Source organism: Marinomonas sp. UCMA 3892, assembly GCF_012726345.1.
Taxonomy (GTDB): Bacteria; Pseudomonadota; Gammaproteobacteria; order Pseudomonadales; family Marinomonadaceae; genus Marinomonas.
Map to the genome: position 1 here is coordinate 34,641 of NZ_PTXN01000019.1, position 19,047 is coordinate 53,687.

Here is a 19,047-nt window from a genome sequence, read left to right on the forward strand (position 1 = left end):
TTTTTTTACATAGCTTGCTGGTTTAACCATTGCCCAACTGTCAACATGGTAATGCCAATTTGATTCATGCCTGCGAGTTTTTTCAGCAACAAATCTTCTTCCTCAACAAGTTGCTGTTCCAGTTCACCATCTAAGCGTTCTAATCCTTGTGCTAATTCGTTGGGCAAACAAGCTTTTAATTGAGCCATAGAATGACGCAAAGGCTGCATGAGCGCTTCGTCTTTCATAAAATACATCGCTTCCCAATAAACCAACCACACTTCATACCAATATGCGGCTAATTCAAGTGAATTAGAAGTATTAACAGGCTTGTTAGGAAATTCAATCTGCCCGTATTTTAAACGCACACCTTTTTGCGCCTTTGAAACAATACTAACCTGAACTGGGACACGCTCTGCAAGCTGCAACGCAAACTGATACAAACCCGCCTCGTCGCCCTCTTTCAGCTCCAGTTCTAACTCACAAATCGCATCCTCACCATAAGGAGAGGTTACCAAACCTTGATCGCAAACCACTTCCATTTTGGTTTCTTGAGATTTGATGTTCCAAACTTGTCTCTCAAAGTCCGTACGATAGACTTCAATCAGCTTGCTACACCAAGACATATCTTGTAATGATTCGGGCAAAGGGACGTCACTTAATAAAGACAAATCCAATTGATCGCTAGGCACAAACCACTCCCATTCACCACGAGCATGCATGCCGACGCGGTTACTGCCTCGCGTTTTTACGGTTTGAATAAACGTATTGTTAACAGCACGAATTCGCAGCGCCATACCACCTTGCATGAGATCTGCGCTTTGCGTATCAAAATACGCATTCATCAAAGCCAACGTAGGCTGACGAGATTGTTCATCAGTGTCAGAAGATGCACAAATTTCATCAAGAAAATCACTTGCGGACTTGAGATACTCTGAATGAAGCATTAACTTTAGCTCTAGCTCGGTAGCCATAATATACGAACCTCTAAAACCTTTGCTGTTGAGCAAACAACAAAGAAAAAAATAATGTGCGAGCAAGTGTACCAGATGCCTATCTTACAGTAGTAATATTCGAAAATAACTCGGATTCAAGGAATATCCTTTATGCCCGCACTTCCCTCTCTTATCAGTATGATGTCTCAACTTATTGCCTCTCCTTCTATCAGTTGTAGTCAAGCCCATTGGGATCAGTCAAATAAAGGTGTGATTGAATTACTCGAAAGTTGGCTAAGCTCGCAAGGTTTTCAGTGCGAAGTGATGCCTTTGCCAGATCAACCACACAAGTTCAATCTGATTGCGACACTCGGAACTGGTGATGGTGGTTTAGTACTTTCAGGTCACACTGATACGGTTCCTTACGATAAAGGCCGTTGGCAATCAGACCCGTTTAAATTGGAAGAAAGAGATCACAAACTATACGGGCTCGGTAGCTGTGATATGAAAGGCTTTTTCGCTATTGTGCTCGATACCATTCGACAAATGCAATTATCGGATCTCAAGCAACCACTCATCATTCTTGCGACCGCTGATGAAGAAAGCTCCATGTCTGGTGCAAGAGCCTTGGTTGAAAGAGGCGCATTAAAAGCTCGGTATGCGTTAATTGGCGAGCCAACGTCTTTGACACCAATTTATGCTCATAAGGGCATTATGATGGAGCGAATTCAGGTTACGGGGCAATCTGGTCATTCTTCAAACCCGTCATTAGGAAACAACGCACTGGATGCTATGCATGATGTAATGTCAGAATTAATGGCATTTCGTCAGCAACTTAAAGCAAACTATCGCGATGCCAGCTTTGTTATTGACTACCCGACGATGAACTTCGGCTGCATTCATGGCGGAGACAACCCAAACCGTATTTGCGGACGCTGTGAGCTGGAGTTTGATTTACGAGCACTTCCAGGTATGAGCAACCAAGCATTAATGGCGGAAATTGCTCAGATATTGCCGCGTATCGAAGAAAAAACTGGCACAATAATACAACTAAATAGTTTATTTCCTGATGTTCCGTCTTTTTATACGCCAGTCGAATCGGATATCATAAAAGCCTGTGAAGCCTTAACTAATCGCCAAGCGAGTACTGTAGCATTTGCAACAGAAGGTTCTTTTCTGAATCAAATGGGTATGGAAACCTTAATTTTAGGGCCTGGCTCTATAGATCAAGCCCATCAACCAAATGAATTTATGGCGCTAGATCAAATTCAACCTATGCAAGAGGTAATTCGCGGTCTAATCGAGCGTTTTTGCCTTAAATTAAACGAGCAAAAAAATGAGGAATAGCGTGACAGAAGAATTCAATTATGTGGACTGGTTCCGCCATTCTTCCCCCTATATTAATGCCCACAGGGGAAAAACCTTTGTCATATTGATTCCAGGTGAGGCGGTAGAGTGCGCTCACTTTTCAAGCATTATTCACGACCTTGCCTTGCTGGACTCATTAGGAATTCGTCTTGTCTTAGTACAAGGCGCCCGCCCACAAATTAGTCGAGTATTAACCAATAGACATTTAACCAGCCGCGTTGAGGACGATTATCGTGTCACGCCACAAGATCAGCTACTGGATATTATCCAAGCGTCTGCGGCAGTGCGAGTCCAACTTGAAGCTCAACTATCTATGGGACTATCGAATACCCCAATGGATGGCGCTAGATTAAAAGTATGTAGCGGGAATTATGTTATCGCCAGACCTTTAGGTGTAGTGGATGGCATAGATTATGGTCACACAGGTGAAGTGCGCCGAATCGATACCGAAGCAATTTTTCGATTACTTGAAGATGACAATATGGTGCTTTTGCCTCACCTTGGCTTTTCACCTACAGGTGAAGTATTCAACCTAAAAAGCGAAGACGTTGCCATTCAAGCAGCCATACAACTTAAAGCGGACAAACTGGTTATTTTCTCGGAAGAAGAAGGCGTTTTCACAAGTAATGGTGAACTCTATTCTGAGTTATTAACCAAAGACGCCGAAGCTATTCTCAAAGAGAAAACGCTATCTACCATTACTCACGCCGCATTAGACGCTTGTGTCCAAGCCGTTCGTCAGGGTGTGCCGAGAGCGCATATCATTTCTTACAATGAAAATGGCGGTCTACTACAAGAACTCTTCACTCGTGAAGGTTCCGGTACCATGATTAATGAAGACAGCTATGAGCAATTGCGACCAGCCCACATTGATGATGTAGGCGGCATGATGGCGCTATTAGCTCCGCTGGAAGAAAAAGGGGTCTTAGTAAGACGATCTCGCGAACTTCTAGAGAACGAGATAGACCGCTTTATTGTCATCGAACGTGATGGTGCTATTGTCGCTTGCGCGGCACTTTATCCATTTGAACAAGAGAACTCTGGTGAACTAGCTTGTTTGGCTGTCTCGCCAGATTATAGGGGCTCTAACCGTGGTGAACGCTTACTAAAAGGTATAGAACAAGCCGCCAAGCGTCAAAATCTAACCATGCTTTTCTTGTTAACCACACGAACTGCTCATTGGTTTATTGAACGAGGATTTAGCGAAACAACATTGGCAAGTTTACCAACGCAAAAGCAAGCGCTGTACAACTACCAACGTAACTCTAAAATCTTCTCAAAGCAGCTTTAGATATTCGCTTGTGATGCACACCTGTAATTAAAATGAAAAAAGCGACCAAATGGTCGCTTTTTTCATTTTTTCATTTCACTTGTTTCAATTTCTAATGATTAATCCATTATTTTGAATGGAATAAACATTGGGTAGCCCTGTCTAATGACTCGCATTGGTACTGAACGACCACTTGGAATATCTTTGGCAATTTTGGCAAACTCCGCAACACTGGTAATGCGCTTGCCATTTAACATGGTGATCACATCACCTTGCTGCAAACCATTACGGGCCGCTGTACCGCCAAGTACTTGCTCGATCACAACACCATTGTCAATTTCAAATTTTTTCGCCATGTCCGCAGGCACTTCTCCTACAATCATACCTAAACGGTTTTGATCCTGCTGAGATTGAGCGACTACTTTCGGGTCATTTGGCCGTGCCTCTAGCGTCACAGAAATGGTTTGCTCTTTACCATCTCGATACACTTTAGCATCCACTTTTTCATCCGCTTTCATTTGCCCAACTATATAAGGCAGCTCACCAGAATGGGCAATGGATTGTCCGTTGAACTCTAGGATAATATCGCCTGACTTTAGGCCTGCTTTTTCAGCTGGAGAATCAGGTAATACACGGCTTATCAATGCACCATTTGATCTATCTAAGCCAAATGACTCAGCCAACTCATTGTTTACATCCTGAATCAACACACCCAGCCAAGCGCGAGATACTTTACCATCGCTCTTCAGTTGATCCACAACCGACATGGCAACTTTAGAGGGAATCGCAAACGACACGCCCATAAAACCACCAGAACGAGTGTAAATTTGTGAGTTAATACCAACGACTTCACCGTCTAGGTTGAACAAAGGACCACCAGAGTTACCTGGATTGATCGCTACGTCCGTTTGGATAAATGGTACATAGTTATCAGATGGTAAGCTTCGTCCTGTTGCACTGACGATACCTGCGGTCACCGTGTAGTCAAAGCCGAATGGAGAACCAATCGCTAATACCCACTGACCCGGCTTAAGCTTGTCTGAATCACCCATTTTGACAATAGGCAGGTCATCCGCCTCGATTTTAAGTAGAGCTAAATCGGTTCTAGGATCCGTACCAACCAATTTTGCGACATATTCACGTCTATCATTAAGGCGAACATGAATCACATCCGCGCCATCAATAACGTGATTATTGGTTAACACATAACCATCATGGGAAATGATAAAACCCGATCCCAATGAACTACGCTGTCCCTGCTGTGGCGGTGCTTGTTGACCGAAAGGCTGTTGACCAAAGAAGTGTTTAAAGAACTCATTGAGTTCTTCACTATTTGGCCCTAATTGCTGACCACCTTCGTTAGCCGTTTTTGTGGTAACAGTTTGTTCCGTACTGATATTCACAACAGCGGGGGAGGCTTTTTCCACTAACTCAGTAAAGTCAGGGAGTGAAGCCGCATGAGTAAGCATCGAAGCCATCATAAAACTACTAACGACAACCATGCTAACTTGTTTAAGCAATCTGTTCATTGATTGGTCTCCTTAAGACGTACCAAATTCATTACAGTGCCAGGTGAAGACATTTAGACGCTTAAGATGTCGCAACCAAAGGGATATGATCATCGTTAAGCGATTCAATTCTTAAAATCTTGGGATAATAATCAAGATTGTTCATTTCTTGTTTTGACTTGTTTCTTGCTAATAACAAACCACCAACAAAACCAATAATAGAAAAAATAACTGCAATGCCTGATTCACCGCCCCACAAAGACGGAATAACAGCGCCACCAACCAGACCAAGTAATGGAATCAGATACATCCAAACAGAAGCTTGTAATAAAGTATCTTCAGGAATTCCAACGACAACACTTTGTCCAACTTCAACAGACAAGGGATCAATGGCTCGCATACGCATTCGATTAGAGGAAGACACTTGAGCAATAGCATGATGCCCACAGCCATGACGAGCCCGGCACGAAGTGCAGCTGCTAGTACGTATCGTTTCTACGTTAGCGAAGCCATCTTCTATGGATAATACTCTTCCAGTTTCTTCAATCATTAATCTTGCCTTGGCATAAATACAGTCATCAGTTTTTCGATGGTAGGTTCTGGCACTTCGCCAACCATAGTCAACAAATACAACTGATCTTTTACTTTTATACTACGTTCACCAGCGATGGTCGCGCCCATATTTAAAATGGACATTGTTTTGGACTTCATCGTCGGCTCAACAAAAATAGATACGGTCGCCATTCCATCAGATAACAGCAACATACTGGTACCGTGATTTAAAGATCTAGCTTCAGGCCAAACCAGAGAGAAACCTTCCGGTAACCAGTCGAATTGCCAAAGATTTTTAACTCGTCTTGGCTGAGTTTCAACAACAGGTTCAGCGTAACTACCTTCTTTTGGGACAAAATCTTTATCTTTCAAGTCAGGAGCAAAATTAACAGAGGCAAATTGAATTCGCTCCAATAATTTACCATCGGTTTTCATCATGTCATGTTTTAAAAGAAAGTGATTTTCTTCGTCTAACCAAAATTGATGCCCATATCGATATTGATCCTTTGGAACAAGCTTCACGGAAATAACTTTACGGCCCGCAATTCGGCTTGTATGGTCATCGACTATCATATCGTAGCCTTTAATAAGCCGATCACTTTCTACATCTTTAAAGCGCTTAAAAGGCGGTACCAATGGAGCTCGCATATTCGCAACAAGCGCATTTGGATAGACAGAAATGATTTTGTCATCAATACGCAAGACTTCAATCTTGTCACCGTCTAAATCCACCAGACTTTCATATTCTACTCCGCCCATCAAATCATGACGAACACGCATGCTATTCATATTCATTGCTTCAGAGTGCACAAACACACCATCGTAACTCAGTGTAGAAAACGACTGTGTCATACTTCTTAGTAAATGCAATGCATCAGGCGTCGTGTTACTGGCTACGCTTATACCTGAAATAGTAAGGCATACTAGTGTGAAAAAAATATGTAATGGCGAAAATAATCTCATAAATTACTCTTTTACGGGATAACTAACGACTCGAGCCATAGGTATCATTCCCTGCCCAACCGTCATTGCCGCTTGCTCAGCGTGTTGTCGAAGATAATGCTGCAATCTAACGTTATCTATCTGCAAAGCATCTTTATCCAATTCAGCCAATGGAGTTACAGCCATATTGCTTGATGAAGAGCGAACCTCCGCAACTAAATTAGGTGCAGTTGCATCAGGGGTTAATAGCGCATTACCGCCAAAGATCACCACAAATGCAACACTCGCAGCCACAGCAACGCTAGATAAGGCTACGCGCCACACTGGACGAGCAATATTGTTTTCACTTGGTAAAACAAAAGGCAGTAAATTGTTTGTGTTTTGCTCTTCTGGAAATGAAGCATCAACATCGATTCCAGCACGGATTCGTAACATCAAACTATCTTCAAGCCCAACCGCAACGGATGAATCTTTATGAAGCGCCTGCTGGATTAAATGATAAGCCTCTAGCTGACGACTTAACTCAGCACTATCTCCATCTATTAGGAGCTCTAGATCTTGTTCTGTTGCTTCACCATCAAACATAGCCGACAAGCTAGAAAGCATAGCTTGGGAACTGTCGTTTTCGTTGAAGCTATCGTTTTCTCGAGTACTGTCATTTTCTCGGGAGCAATCATTTTTTGGGAAACTGCCGTTTAAAGCTGTCATATTTACTCTCCTGTATCCATCAATGGACGTATGTGTTTTTCTACCGCCTCTCTAGCGCGAAAAATACGTGATCGAACTGTTCCAACTGGGCAGTCCATGATCAATGAAATATCTTCGTAACTCAGACCATCGAATTCGCGTAATGTTAATGCACTCCGCAATTCTTCCGGCAAATGTTGGATTGCATAATGAATCGCTTTTTCAAGACGATCACTATTTAGCTTTGCTTCAGGCGTGTCTATATCCGCTAAGGATTCATACACGCTGAATACCTCTTCATTGTCCAGTTCAACATCTGATTCTGGAGGGCGACGAGAACGACTCACTAGATAATTTTTCGCTGTATTTACCGCAATGCGATACAACCAAGTATAAAAAGCACTTTCCCCACGAAAACTCCCTATCGCACGATACGCCTTAATAAAGCTATCTTGAGCTACATCCAGTACTTCACTTCTATCTTGTACATAACGTCCAATTAAACCAATGACCTTATATTGATATTTGATAACAAGCAGATCAAATGCCCGCTTGTCACCCTGCTGTACTTTCTCAACTAACGCCTGATCAGAAGACGTTTCGTGCTGCATAGGCACCTCATATAAAAACCTTATTCGTCTGCGCCCTTGCTTACTTACAAGAGAAGACAACATTCAATCCAGCGAGTTCCCATCTTTCATTATCAAATCGTCTATTTAGAGGAATAACAACACACTCTAAATAATGAATTATGATGAATATTTAAAATGTGATCTCAGAAAGTGTTCACTATTTGTTGACAACAATAGTAACATTAATTTTTTAGACATAATTAGATCAATAACATGAGCCGACATTATAAACACGACATCGTCATTATTGGCGCGGGAGCCGCGGGGCTAACGCTTGCTCTTGAGCTGGCAGATAAGTTCCGCGTAGCAATTTTGACAAAAGCAGATATACGCGAAGGATCCACTTTATATGCTCAAGGCGGTGTCGCTGCTGTATTGTCGGATAAAGACACAATTGATTCGCACATTAACGACACCATAGACGCAGGGGTCGAACTTGGTGATCCGGAAGCCATTCGCTTTACTGTTGAACATTCTAAAGAAAGTATTGATTGGCTAATCGATCAAGGCGTTCCTTTCACCCGTTATGGTGAAAGCGAGGAATACCATTTAACAAAAGAAGGCGGTCATAGCCACAGACGCATTATTCATAGCGCCGATGCAACAGGGTTGGCGATTTCCAAAACGCTCATTAAGAACGCAAGCAATCACCCAAATATCGAATTTTTCCCAGATCGTGTGGCCATTGATGTCGTTACGACTAAAAAACTCGGTATCACAGGTCCAAATAGAGCGGTTGGTGTTTATGCTTTAAATCTAGACGATGATGTGATTGAAGTATTTCATGGCCGCTTTATATCATTAGCATGCGGCGGCAGCAGCAAGGTTTACCTTTATACAAGCAATCCAGATACCGCATCTGGCGATGGTATTGCTATGGCGTGGCGAGCTGGTTGTCGAGTCGCAAATATGGAATTCAATCAATTTCATCCTACTTGTCTTTACGACGCCAAAGCCAAAACCTTTTTGATTTCAGAAGCTGTTCGTGGCGAAGGCGGTAAACTCTTATTACCTGATGGCACACGCTTTATGGCGAAATTTGATAAGAGAGAAGAATTAGCACCTCGAGATATTGTTGCCCGCGCAATTGACCACGAAATGAAACGCCTCGGGATTCATCATGTATTGCTGGATATTTCTCACAAGGACCCTGAGTTCATTAAAGATCATTTTCCAACGATTTATAAACGCTGTTTAGAATACGGTCATGACATGACAAAAGGCCCAATCCCTGTCGTCCCAGCTGCACATTATACTTGTGGCGGTGTGGTTGTTAATCGTCATAGCACAACCGATATTGAGAACCTTTATGCCATTGGTGAAACCGCTTATACTGGACTGCATGGAGCAAATCGCCTTGCGAGTAACTCTTTATTGGAATGTATTGTTTTTGCTCGTTCTGCAGCTCGTCATATCACTAAAAACCATTTACATACCAATAACATAGAGATTCCTGACTGGGATGAAAGCAAAGTAACAAACTCAGATGAAGACGTAGTAATTACCCATAACTGGCAAGAATTACGACGCTTTATGTGGGATTATGTTGGCATAGTGAGAACAGATAAACGCCTCTTAAGAGCCAAACACCGGGTTGATTTACTGCAGTCAGAAATCCAAGAATTTTATGCTAACTATAAAATTTCTAATGACTTGCTCGAACTAAGAAATCTCGCAGTGGTAGCAGATTTAATTATACGTTCAGCCATGTCTCGAAAAGAAAGTCGTGGTTTGCACTTCACATTAGATTACCCAGACAAACTAACTACGAGTTACCCGACAATACTGACACCAAAAAACACCGACTAAGCTGCGTTTTTAAATAGCTAGAGCCTATAAATTTTTAACGCTAAGCTTTTGAGGCAGAGTGCTTTTTAGCTTCTTCACTGCGGCGCAGCAAAATTTGCTGTGCTGCATATGAACGCAGTATTTTGTATTGATTCCTCGGCATACTATCTCGATATATCACTCGATATTTGGGCCAAATTCTATCCAAAAAAGTCTGTCCTCGATCCACTTTAGCGATAAGCTGAACGCCATTAGCGCGGATGAAAAGCAACCTTTCATAGCTCCCTCGATCAAACAGAAAAGTGCCTTGCTCATCGATGCTTATCTGTCGTGAAGGTTGGCGAAACATACGAATGAGTAGCACCAATCCACCTAAGCCAACACTCAGATAAAGCAATACCCGCCAAAAGGCAGGCATCCAATAAATCTGCAATAGAGCAACATAAGCCACGACCACAAATAGCCAAAGCCCGATGCCGATCCATGAGCACTTAAGCTCGGTAGTTTTCAGGCTGAACACGGGTCAAAATAATATTAACAATGCGCGCATGATCTGGGTCCTCAGGCACAGCACTTTGCATAAACCATGGGAAAAGGTCCTGATCTTCAAGCGCCAGCAAATTAACAAAACGCTGTTTATCTTCCTCCTCCAATGTCAAATACACTTCCGCCAAAAAAGGCTCTAGTAGAACATCAAGCTCCAACATGCCACGGCGACACTGCATTTTAAGGCGTTTAAAACTCAATGAATCTTTCGTTTCAGTCATGATATTACCCTTGATTTAGAATGCCGCCATTATAGCCACTTATACAAAAAAAACGAAAATGCCTTAGCATCATTCACTGACATTTATCACGCAAAACCTTATTAGACATAGACATAGCGCCAGTTAAAAGCCTGCAGAAGAGTATTAAATTGACTCATTTTCTAACAATAATCAAAAAATGAAACAAAATAGTACATTTATTGGCAATTTATGTATTAACAGGTCAATTATCACATAGCCTATATTAATGATCACTTGATGAGCAATTATCGAGAATTAGGTACGACTATAAAAACAAAGAAACTCCAAACTGGGGGAAACCTATGAAACGCTTTACCAAGAATACCCTAACTTATGCGGTATCTATCACAGCAGCTATGACTGCTGCTAGCGCCTTCTCAGCAACTCAGATCACAGTGGCTACTGTAAATAATGGCCACATGATCGAAATGCAAAAACTTACACCTGAATTTGAAAAAGCCAATCCAGACATCAAAGTTAAATGGGTGACTTTGGAAGAAGGTGTTCTTCGTCAAAACGTGACTCAAGATATTGCCAACAAAAGCGGTCTTTATGACGTCATGACCATTGGTATGTATGAAGCGCCAATTTGGGGTGAACGTGGTTGGTTGCAAGCCGTCGACACCAGTGGTAGCTATGATGTAAAAGACATTCTTCCGTCCATTCGTGGCGGTTTGTCTTACAAAGGCACTATGTATGCGGCGCCATTCTACGGTGAAAGCTCCATGGTCATGTATCGCAAGGACTTAGTAAAAGCGGCTGGTATGGAAATCCACGATAGAGACAGCTGGGAACACATTCGTGATGTGGCTGCTGCCGTCAATAATCCAGAGAAAGGCATTTACGGTATTTGCTTACGTGGCAAAGCCGGCTGGGGGGACAACATGGCATTCATGACTGCCATGGCAAACTCTTTTGGTGCTCGCTGGTTTGATGAAAATTGGAAGCCTCAGCTAGAAACGGCTGAATGGAAAAATGCCGTTAACTTCTATGTTGATCTACTTAATAAATACGGACCTCCAGGCGCAAGCAGTAATAGCTTCAATGAAAACCTAGCGTTATTCAATGAAGGTAAATGCGGCATGTGGATTGATGCCACTATCGCAGCTTCTTTCGTTACTGACCCTAAACAGAGTAAAGTTGCTGACAAAGTCGGCTTTGCCCAATCACCTTATGCGGTGACTGAAAAAGGGGCGAACTGGCTTTGGTCATGGGCATTGGGCATTCCGGCTGCGACTAAAAACGCCGACGCTGCGCAAAAATTCGTACGTTGGGCTACTTCCAAAGAATACATCAAGCTAGTAGGTGAAAAAAATGGCTGGGCAGCGGTACCAACTGGTACAAGAGCCAGCACTTACGCCAACCCTAAGTTCCAAAAAGCTGCAGTCTTTGCTGATGCGGAATTAAAAGCCATCAACTCCGCTGATCCAAATGACAGCACATTAAAACCTTCTCCTTATGTTGGTGTTCAGTTTGCTGCCATTCCTGAGTTCCAAGCAATTGGTACTACAACAGGGCAAATGATCTCAGGTGCATTGTCTGGCTCTATGACTGTCGATCAAGCTTTGAAGTCTGCAAACACCTCTGCAGATCGTCAAATGCGTCAAGCGGGTTATTACTAACTATCTATTAAGCTCTACAAAGAAATAGGGCTTCGCCCTATTTCTTACTTTTGATTCGTTCTATTTAAGAACAGATTCCCCTGCTTATAATAAGAGAAACTCAACATGAAGCGCTCAATCACTCGCTTATTAATGGCACCATCAGTCATCATGCTTTTGGTTTGGATGATCATCCCATTATCCATGACCATTTATTTTTCCACCATCCGTTACAACTTATTGTACCCAGGTCAGAATAACTTCGTCGGTTTGATGAACTTTGAATTCTTTATTACCGACCCTGGTTTTATCCCTGCGGTATCGAACACCTTAATTCTGTTACTTTCTGTCCTGATCATCACGGTAGTTTTAGGTGTGATGCTCTCCGCTTTGATTGATAAGCCGTTTTTCGGCCAAGGCATTGTGCGAGTATTGCTGATTTCTCCATTTTTCATCATGCCAACAGTCAATGCTTTGATTTGGAAAAACATGATGATGAATCCGGTCTACGGCATTTTTGCGTGGATATCAGAATCACTTGGCTTTGAGCCAATAGATTGGCTCTCTAGTTATCCGCTTATGTCTGTCATTATTATGGTTAGCTGGCAATGGCTTCCCTTTGCTATTTTAGTATTTGTCACTGCTCTGCAATCCCAAGACACAGAGCAGAAAGAAGCGGCTCAAATGGACGGCGCAACAGGCTGGCATATCTTCCGCTATTTAACTATCCCGCATCTTGCACGCCCAATCGCCGTGGTCGTGATGATAGAAACCATCTTCTTACTGGCCGTTTTTGCTGAGATTTTCGTTTCCACTGGTGGTGGCCCAGGTTACGACAGTACTAACTTGGCGTATCTAATTTATAACCAAGCGCTTCTGCAATATGACGTTGGTGTGGCATCTGCCGGTGGTTTGTTTGCCGTGTTGCTTGCCAATATCGTGGCCTTTTTCTTAATTCGTGCCGTTGGCAAAAACTTAACGGTGTGAGGTGAATACGATGACTCTTAATCAACAACGCAAACTCAAAACCATACTTACCGGACTGTTCGCATGGACGGTAGCCTTGGTGTTATTTTTCCCGATTTTTTGGATGTTTATCACTTCGTTCAAAACTGAATTGCAGGCGATATCCGTACCACCATCACTGTTTTTTGAGCCGACGCTGGATAACTTCAGAATCGTTCAAGAACGTAGTGACTATATCCATCATGCATGGAACTCAGTCGTCACGTCCTTTGGCTCAACCATAATCGCTCTGGTGATTGCCATTCCGGCGGCCTATTCCATGGCGTTTTTCCCAGGAAAGCGCACAAAAGACATTTTGCTTTGGATGCTCTCTACAAAGATGCTACCAGCAGTAGGTGTATTAGTGCCTATTTATATCCTGTGCCGAGACTATGGATTGTTGGATTCTAAAACCGCTCTGGTGATCATTTTCACTCTGATGAATTTGCCTATTATCGTGTGGATGCTGTTTTCCTACTTCAAAGATTTGCCAAAAGAAATCCTCGAAGCCGCGAGAATGGATGGCGCCACGCCTTGGGATGAAGTGGTCAAAGTTGTATTGCCACTTTCTGTTGGCGCCATTTCGTCAACGGCTCTTTTATCTATCGTGCTTTGTTGGAACGAGGCTTTTTGGTCTCTCAATCTAACCGCATCCGATGCTGCGCCATTAACCGCGATGATTGCCTCTTATTCCAGCCCTGAGGGTCTGTTTTGGGCAAAATTGTCCGCCGCATCCACACTCGCTTGCGCGCCAATCGTTATTTTCGGTTGGTTCTGTCAAAAACAATTGGTCCAAGGCTTAACGTTCGGCGCCGTAAAATAATTATTAGGAAGTTTTTTTATGACTTACTTAGCGATCACAGATCTACAAAAACATTACGACAGCTACCACGCATTGCGCGGCATTAATCTAAGTATTACTGAAGGTGAATTCGTCGTATTCGTTGGGCCATCTGGCTGTGGTAAATCCACATTACTACGGACTATTGCAGGCTTAGAATCCAGCACTGGCGGAAGCATAGAACTAGACGGCAGAGACATTACCGAAGTGGCGTCGTCAAAACGCGACCTTGCTATGGTGTTCCAGTCTTATGCTTTGTATCCACACATGACGGTGGCCGATAACCTTTCCTTCGCCCTTCGTCTTGCGAAAGTATCTGATGCTGAAATCAAAGAAAAAGTACGTTCAGTTTCGGCGTCTTTACAACTTGACGCCTTATTAGAACGTAAACCAAAAGAACTGTCTGGTGGTCAACGCCAACGTGTTGCCATTGGTCGCGCCATTGTGCGTCAACCGAAAGTCTTCTTGTTCGATGAGCCGCTATCCAACCTAGACGCCGCGCTTCGTGTACAAATGCGTTTAGAGCTCGCTCGCCTTCACAAAAAACTCGGTACAACCATGATTTACGTAACCCACGATCAGGTTGAAGCCATGACCTTGGCTGATCGCGTGGTCATTTTGAATGCTGGTCAGATTGAACAAGTAGGCACGCCACTGGAACTTTATCGTCAACCAAACAGCCGTTTTGTTGCCGAGTTTATTGGCACGCCAAAAATGAACTTAATTGCGGCAAATAAAATTATTCGCCAAGAAGAGACTCTCGCCATTGAATTACTTGGTCAACAAATTCACTTCCCTGCCAATCGTTTAAAAGGGCCATTGCCCGATTCTGTTGTTGTCGGCATTCGCCCAGAGCATATGTCCTTAGTCGAAAGTGGTGGTGACTTAACTGGACGCATCGAGTTAGTTGAACACCTGGGCTCTGAAGCATACGCCCATCTGCAATTATCTAGTGATCAAACCATTATCATTAAAGCGCCAGCTCGAACAGAACTCAAAGACGGACAAGAAGTCAGTTTGAAAATTGATATTTCTGAAATGATTTTGTTCAACAAAAATGATCGCGTCATCTCTGTGATTCCAGAGGAAGTGTAATATGGCTAATTACTTACAAGCTTCCTCAAATAGGGAGCAATTATCTGTTCAAGATTACTCAAAAGAAACGATTGAAGCTGGCATTGTCCATTTGGGAGTAGGCGCTTTCCATCGCGCTCACCAAGCTGTGTATATTGACCGTTTGCTTGCGCATGATGGACAACAAAACTGGGGCATCACTGGCGTCAATATTCGCCCACAAGACAGTCAAGCCTTTGCGCGTTTTGTTGAACAAAAAGGCGAATATGTTTTAAAAACCATGGCCGCCGATGGGGAGACAAAATACGAGCATATTCGTTCTATCGTTCAACAGATTGATGGCGCACAAGAACCTGAAAAGGTGGACTCCACCCTCGCCGACGCTAAAACACAGTTGGTGACATCCACCGTTACGGAAGGCGGTTATTACCTAGATGAAAACCGCCGTTTGATGCTTGAGCATCCAGCCATCAAAGCGGATATCGCAGGGGCTCGCAATACGCTTTACGCTTTTTTGTACGCTGGGCTTAAATTACGTAGCGAAACATCCAAAGCCAAAATCACCTTATTATGCTGTGATAACTTGCGTCATAACGGTGAACTACTCGAAACTGGCCTAATGCAGTTTTTAGAGGCTAAACAAGATTCAGTTCTAGCGCAGTGGGTAAGACAAAACGTGTCTTTCCCTTGCTCTATGGTAGACAGAATTACTCCCAAACCCAGTCAGAAACATGTAGACGATGTTCGCTCTCGCTTCGGTATCGATGACCATATGACTGTCATGGGCGAAGACTTCATTCAATGGGTAGTTGAAGACAAATTTGCCGGTAAAAAACCGTCTCTTGATCTGGTTGGCGTGCAATTCGTGCAAGATGTTGTACCTTTTGAAGAAGCGAAAATTCGCATTCTAAACGCCGGTCATACCTGTGTTACCTACCAAGCGGCATTGAAAGGTCTCACCTACTTTGATGAAGCCATGCGTGACGAGGAATTAAAGCAGTATTTCACCGACTTCATTCTGCAAGATTCGATTCCTGCCATTGGGGATTCTGTGGTTGATCTGCCTGCCTATTTTGACATTATTGCCCAGCGCTTTAGCAACGCCAATATTGGTGATACTGTGGAGCGTATTTGCACCGATGGCTATGCGAAATTTCCGATCTTTGTTTTCCCGACATTGGAAGGTGCTTACCGTAACGGACGCATACCAAAAAAAACGATACAAGGTATCGCTGGATGGTTTGTCTTTATCCAACTGTCGAATCAAGGCAAGCTAAAGACACCTTATCATGAGCCCAATAAAGCGTCGTTAACGGCTTTTAGTAATGATGAGGCTGGCATTCAGGCTTTTGCGACCGATCGTTTTTTATGGGGCAATGTGCCAACAGAGTATCCCGACTTTGTGACCGAGCTAACCAAAGCCATTCAAACGACTATGGCAAACTATGCTTAGATGGTGATCTCTCAATGAGAGGGCTAAACTCAAGAAAGCAAGGGGAAGAAAGCTGTCTCTTCCTTGGTTTCTTGAGTATATTTTATTAAAAATAATAACAAGCAGTGAGTGATACTGTTATCTGCTGAGCGAGAAGATTATGCAAAACACAGCCAAACGCATCACGCCAGAATATGAAATTGTTGAAGACAACGAAACCATTCGTTATCTAGAGCACGGCTATCCGTGCGATCTCATTCGTTGGCACGCTCACGATGACTATGAACTGCATTTTATCGTCGCCACTTCGGGAAAAGTCTTTGTGGGAGATTACATAGGTAATTACTCACCTGGCCAACTCATTTTAACTGGCCCTCGCCTCCCCCATAATTGGATATGCCAAAAAGATCAGGAAGAGGTTCAACTACGAGACATGGTCATTCGTTTTGATCACGAATCCTTTTCCAATGGCATGAAAATAATCCCCGAGCTCGCCGAGATTCTACCTATGCTGGCAAGGGCAAAGTCTGGCATTGAATTTTATGATCAGGATCATGAGTACCTGAAAGACGTATTTCAAAAAGTTCGTGATTCCACTGGTTTATCAAGGCTCATCCTAGCGCTTCCTTTATTGCAAAAACTGGCCCAGAGCCGGAGTTACCGCTTACTTTCTACGGTACAAATCGACTTAAAATCCAGCGAAACCTTGCAACGCAAAATCAATACCGTGGTCGATTACGTGTCTCAGAATTACAGCCAAGACATTACGCTATCGAGCGTGGCAAGTTTGATCGGCATGTCAGACAGCCATTTTTCACGCTTCTTTAAAAAAGCGACAGGTAACCGTTTTATCGAATTTGTGAATCGAGTGCGTGTGAGTCGCGCGTGCAGCCTGCTGACGGAGACCGATCAACAAATCGCCACTATTTGTTTTCAGGTTGGTTTCAATAATGTCGCTAACTTTAACCGCAGATTTCATGAGCTAAAAGGGGTAACACCAAGAGACTTTCGCACCCAAAGCAATGTCCATATCGAAGGAATGGCGCCCGTTTCATAAAGCCAACACGTCCTACCATAAAAAACGCCGCCAGTTTATCTCGCGGCGTTTTTTATGACGTTGTACGACCTTTAAGAAAGTTGCATCAGCTTTTGATTCAAGGCTTTTGTTGATTGATAGAAAGATTGGTACACATCGTACTTATTCTGATAATAAGATCTTAACCTGTCGTCTGGTTCGTGTACGGCCAATACCTCTGGCATGGTGCAATATTCTTCAATCAGCGACTCAATGTTTCGGCCTTGGCTTTGTTGCTCTCCTAATAGCGCCAAACGTGCTGCGCCTAAACCCGGCCCAACATCTCCACCATCACGATAAATCAAACGCTTATTCAAGACGTTGGCAATGATCTGACGCCACAGAGCAGAACGAGCACCACCGCCAATCAGTGACAGCTCGTCGACTCGACTCTTCGCACTGTCTAAGGCGTTTTGGCAGTCCAACAAAGAGAACGCCACACCCTCCAATATTGCCAAGGTCATGGCTTCAACGTTCGTCGTATTGCTTAAACCAACAAATTGTCCGTTGGCGAATGGGTCATTGTGCGGGGTTCTCTCGCCACTAAGGTAGGGCAAAAACAAGACGGTTGTTTGCTCGATCTCACTGTCTTCAAGGGCATCCAATAATTCGGCAACGGACTTATCCACCAGCTTGGCAAACCAAGCTAAAGAATTCGCGGCACTCAAAGTCACTCCCATTTGATGCCAGCGATTCGGCAAAGCATGACAAAAAGCATGCACGGTATTCTGTGGGCTCGCCTTATGAGATTCACTCACAGTAAAATACACACCAGACGTACCTAACGAAATAAAGCCTTGTCCTGGGTTGGTGACTCCCATTCCCACAGCCCCCGCCGCATTGTCACCAGCGCCCGCCACCACTGGCAGCTTAGAAAGACCTAATTCCAGAGCAATCTCTTCAGATAAAACACCAACTACATCACAGCCTTCATGCACTTTAGGCATATTGGCCTGTGTTAAACCCGTTGCTGCTAATAATGCATCATCCCATTGACGGGTTTCAGGATTTAACCAAAGGGTTCCTGCTGCATCTGAGCAATCGGTCGACATACTTCCCGTGAGTCGATAAGCCAAATAATCTTTTGGCAACAAAACATAAGCTAATTGAGCAAATACCTCTGGCTCATTCTCTTCTACCCAACGGATTTTAGGAGCGGTAAAACCTGGCATAAATAGGTTGCCTGAACGTTCGATCAAGTCAGGAAACTGCGTCATCATGGCTTCACACTGTGCTTGACTCCGGCCATCATTCCATAAGATACAAGGTCGTAATACTTGGCCTTTAGCATCCAATAGCGTTGCTCCATGCATTTGCCCTGAAAGCCCCAGTGCTTTGAGCTTGCTTAAATCCAAGCGTTGCTGCAATTGCTCAACAACGTCTTTACAAGCCTGCCACCATGACAAGGGGTCCTGCTCCGACCAAGTAGCCTGTGGGCTATCAACCGTTAACGGCAAAGACTCCTGCGCCAAAACGTTACCTTTATCGTCTATAACGACGCCTTTTAAACCTGAGGTTCCAAGATCAAGACCTAAATACATTTTGTTACTCTTCTTCTTTAAAAATAGCG

General features: G+C 43.5%; 18 protein-coding genes. 9 read left to right on the forward strand and 9 right to left on the reverse strand.

Features of this window, described 5'->3' with window-relative positions:
- Positions 1-5 precede the first annotated feature (5 nt).
- A complete protein-coding gene (locus tag B6N13_RS20230) occupies positions 6-953 on the reverse strand; it encodes a CYTH domain-containing protein (RefSeq protein WP_169460416.1) in 948 nt (315 codons plus the stop codon).
- A 132-nt stretch (positions 954-1,085) separates the two neighbouring features.
- On the opposite strand from B6N13_RS20230, the gene argE reads away from it, so the two are divergent.
- Together argE and argA are read left to right on the forward strand one after the other, a co-directional pair.
- A complete protein-coding gene (argE, locus tag B6N13_RS20235; protein ID WP_169460417.1) occupies positions 1,086-2,261 on the forward strand; it encodes an acetylornithine deacetylase in 1,176 nt (391 codons plus the stop codon).
- Positions 2,251-3,573 (forward strand): amino-acid N-acetyltransferase, encoded by a 1,323-nt coding sequence (gene argA, locus B6N13_RS20240; RefSeq protein WP_012068820.1) that lies wholly within the window; start codon positions 2,251-2,253, stop codon positions 3,571-3,573. The genes argE and argA overlap by 11 nt, the downstream gene beginning before the upstream one ends.
- Positions 3,574-3,671: 98 nt before the next feature.
- On the opposite strand, the gene B6N13_RS20245 is transcribed toward argA, so the two are convergent.
- From B6N13_RS20245 to rpoE, 5 genes are all read right to left on the reverse strand, one after another.
- A complete protein-coding gene (locus B6N13_RS20245; RefSeq protein WP_169460418.1) occupies positions 3,672-5,081 on the reverse strand; it encodes a DegQ family serine endoprotease in 1,410 nt (469 codons plus the stop codon).
- Between the two features lie 61 nt (positions 5,082-5,142).
- Positions 5,143-5,610 (reverse strand): SoxR reducing system RseC family protein, encoded by a 468-nt coding sequence (locus B6N13_RS20250; protein WP_012068818.1) that lies wholly within the window; start codon positions 5,608-5,610, stop codon positions 5,143-5,145.
- Positions 5,610-6,575 (reverse strand): MucB/RseB C-terminal domain-containing protein, encoded by a 966-nt coding sequence (locus tag B6N13_RS20255; protein ID WP_012068817.1) that lies wholly within the window; start codon positions 6,573-6,575, stop codon positions 5,610-5,612. Before B6N13_RS20255 ends, B6N13_RS20250 begins: the two co-directional genes overlap by 1 nt.
- A gap of 3 nt (positions 6,576-6,578) precedes the next feature.
- Positions 6,579-7,262 carry a sigma-E factor negative regulatory protein gene (locus B6N13_RS20260; protein ID WP_012068816.1) on the reverse strand — a complete coding sequence of 228 codons (684 nt, stop codon included), beginning with the start codon at positions 7,260-7,262 and terminating at the stop codon, positions 6,579-6,581.
- Between the two features lie 2 nt (positions 7,263-7,264).
- Positions 7,265-7,852, reverse strand: coding sequence for an RNA polymerase sigma factor RpoE (gene rpoE / locus B6N13_RS20265; protein ID WP_048813931.1), 588 nt, complete (start codon positions 7,850-7,852; stop codon positions 7,265-7,267).
- A 234-nt stretch (positions 7,853-8,086) separates the two neighbouring features.
- Between rpoE and nadB the strand changes: the two genes are divergently transcribed.
- Positions 8,087-9,682 carry an L-aspartate oxidase gene (gene nadB / locus B6N13_RS20270; RefSeq protein WP_012068814.1) on the forward strand — a complete coding sequence of 532 codons (1,596 nt, stop codon included), beginning with the start codon at positions 8,087-8,089 and terminating at the stop codon, positions 9,680-9,682.
- 40 nt (positions 9,683-9,722) lie between these two features.
- Here nadB and B6N13_RS20275 read toward each other — a convergent pair whose 3' ends face one another.
- Both B6N13_RS20275 and B6N13_RS20280 read right to left on the reverse strand, forming a co-directional pair.
- Positions 9,723-10,112 carry a hypothetical protein gene (locus B6N13_RS20275; RefSeq protein WP_169460419.1) on the reverse strand — a complete coding sequence of 130 codons (390 nt, stop codon included), beginning with the start codon at positions 10,110-10,112 and terminating at the stop codon, positions 9,723-9,725.
- 40 nt (positions 10,113-10,152) lie between these two features.
- A complete protein-coding gene (locus B6N13_RS20280; protein ID WP_169460420.1) occupies positions 10,153-10,428 on the reverse strand; it encodes a succinate dehydrogenase assembly factor 2 in 276 nt (91 codons plus the stop codon).
- A 323-nt stretch (positions 10,429-10,751) separates the two neighbouring features.
- Between B6N13_RS20280 and B6N13_RS20285 the strand changes: the two genes are divergently transcribed.
- From B6N13_RS20285 to B6N13_RS20310, 6 genes are all read left to right on the forward strand, one after another.
- Complete coding sequence (locus B6N13_RS20285) at positions 10,752-12,071, forward strand: sugar ABC transporter substrate-binding protein (RefSeq protein ID WP_012068811.1); 1,320 nt, start codon at positions 10,752-10,754, stop codon at positions 12,069-12,071.
- A gap of 105 nt (positions 12,072-12,176) precedes the next feature.
- A complete protein-coding gene (locus tag B6N13_RS20290) occupies positions 12,177-13,037 on the forward strand; it encodes a sugar ABC transporter permease (RefSeq protein WP_012068810.1) in 861 nt (286 codons plus the stop codon).
- Positions 13,038-13,047: 10 nt separating this feature from the next.
- A complete protein-coding gene (locus B6N13_RS20295) occupies positions 13,048-13,878 on the forward strand; it encodes a carbohydrate ABC transporter permease (protein ID WP_012068809.1) in 831 nt (276 codons plus the stop codon).
- Positions 13,879-13,896: 18 nt separating this feature from the next.
- A complete protein-coding gene (gene ugpC / locus B6N13_RS20300; protein ID WP_169460421.1) occupies positions 13,897-14,991 on the forward strand; it encodes a sn-glycerol-3-phosphate ABC transporter ATP-binding protein UgpC in 1,095 nt (364 codons plus the stop codon).
- 1 nt (position 14,992) lies between these two features.
- Complete coding sequence (locus B6N13_RS20305) at positions 14,993-16,423, forward strand: mannitol dehydrogenase family protein (RefSeq protein WP_169460422.1); 1,431 nt, start codon at positions 14,993-14,995, stop codon at positions 16,421-16,423.
- A gap of 139 nt (positions 16,424-16,562) precedes the next feature.
- The gene (locus B6N13_RS20310; protein ID WP_169460423.1) at positions 16,563-17,459 is read left to right on the forward strand and encodes an AraC family transcriptional regulator; all 897 of its coding nucleotides are present in this window, start codon (positions 16,563-16,565) and stop codon (positions 17,457-17,459) included.
- 71 nt (positions 17,460-17,530) lie between these two features.
- Here the strand turns inward: B6N13_RS20310 and xylB are convergent, their stop codons facing one another.
- The gene (gene xylB, locus B6N13_RS20315; protein WP_169460424.1) at positions 17,531-19,018 is read right to left on the reverse strand and encodes a xylulokinase; all 1,488 of its coding nucleotides are present in this window, start codon (positions 19,016-19,018) and stop codon (positions 17,531-17,533) included.
- Positions 19,019-19,047: the final 29 nt, after the last annotated feature.

Excerpts from the sequence above, each read along its gene's own strand:
- B6N13_RS20230 (WP_169460416.1), bottom strand. The coding sequence starts at position 953 with ATGGCTACCGAGCTAGAGCTAAAGTTAATGCTTCATTCAGAGTATCTC.
- argE (WP_169460417.1), top strand. The coding sequence starts at position 1,086 with ATGCCCGCACTTCCCTCTCTTATCAGTATGATGTCTCAACTTATTGCC.
- argA (WP_012068820.1), top strand. The coding sequence starts at position 2,251 with ATGAGGAATAGCGTGACAGAAGAATTCAATTATGTGGACTGGTTCCGC.
- B6N13_RS20245 (WP_169460418.1), bottom strand. The coding sequence starts at position 5,081 with ATGAACAGATTGCTTAAACAAGTTAGCATGGTTGTCGTTAGTAGTTTT.
- B6N13_RS20250 (WP_012068818.1), bottom strand. The coding sequence starts at position 5,610 with ATGATTGAAGAAACTGGAAGAGTATTATCCATAGAAGATGGCTTCGCT.
- B6N13_RS20255 (WP_012068817.1), bottom strand. The coding sequence starts at position 6,575 with ATGAGATTATTTTCGCCATTACATATTTTTTTCACACTAGTATGCCTT.
- B6N13_RS20260 (WP_012068816.1), bottom strand. The coding sequence starts at position 7,262 with ATGACAGCTTTAAACGGCAGTTTCCCAAAAAATGATTGCTCCCGAGAA.
- rpoE (WP_048813931.1), bottom strand. The coding sequence starts at position 7,852 with ATGCAGCACGAAACGTCTTCTGATCAGGCGTTAGTTGAGAAAGTACAG.
- nadB (WP_012068814.1), top strand. The coding sequence starts at position 8,087 with ATGAGCCGACATTATAAACACGACATCGTCATTATTGGCGCGGGAGCC.
- B6N13_RS20280 (WP_169460420.1), bottom strand. The coding sequence starts at position 10,428 with ATGACTGAAACGAAAGATTCATTGAGTTTTAAACGCCTTAAAATGCAG.
- B6N13_RS20285 (WP_012068811.1), top strand. The coding sequence starts at position 10,752 with ATGAAACGCTTTACCAAGAATACCCTAACTTATGCGGTATCTATCACA.
- B6N13_RS20290 (WP_012068810.1), top strand. The coding sequence starts at position 12,177 with ATGAAGCGCTCAATCACTCGCTTATTAATGGCACCATCAGTCATCATG.
- B6N13_RS20295 (WP_012068809.1), top strand. The coding sequence starts at position 13,048 with ATGACTCTTAATCAACAACGCAAACTCAAAACCATACTTACCGGACTG.
- ugpC (WP_169460421.1), top strand. The coding sequence starts at position 13,897 with ATGACTTACTTAGCGATCACAGATCTACAAAAACATTACGACAGCTAC.
- B6N13_RS20305 (WP_169460422.1), top strand. The coding sequence starts at position 14,993 with ATGGCTAATTACTTACAAGCTTCCTCAAATAGGGAGCAATTATCTGTT.
- B6N13_RS20310 (WP_169460423.1), top strand. The coding sequence starts at position 16,563 with ATGCAAAACACAGCCAAACGCATCACGCCAGAATATGAAATTGTTGAA.
- xylB (WP_169460424.1), bottom strand. The coding sequence starts at position 19,018 with ATGTATTTAGGTCTTGATCTTGGAACCTCAGGTTTAAAAGGCGTCGTT.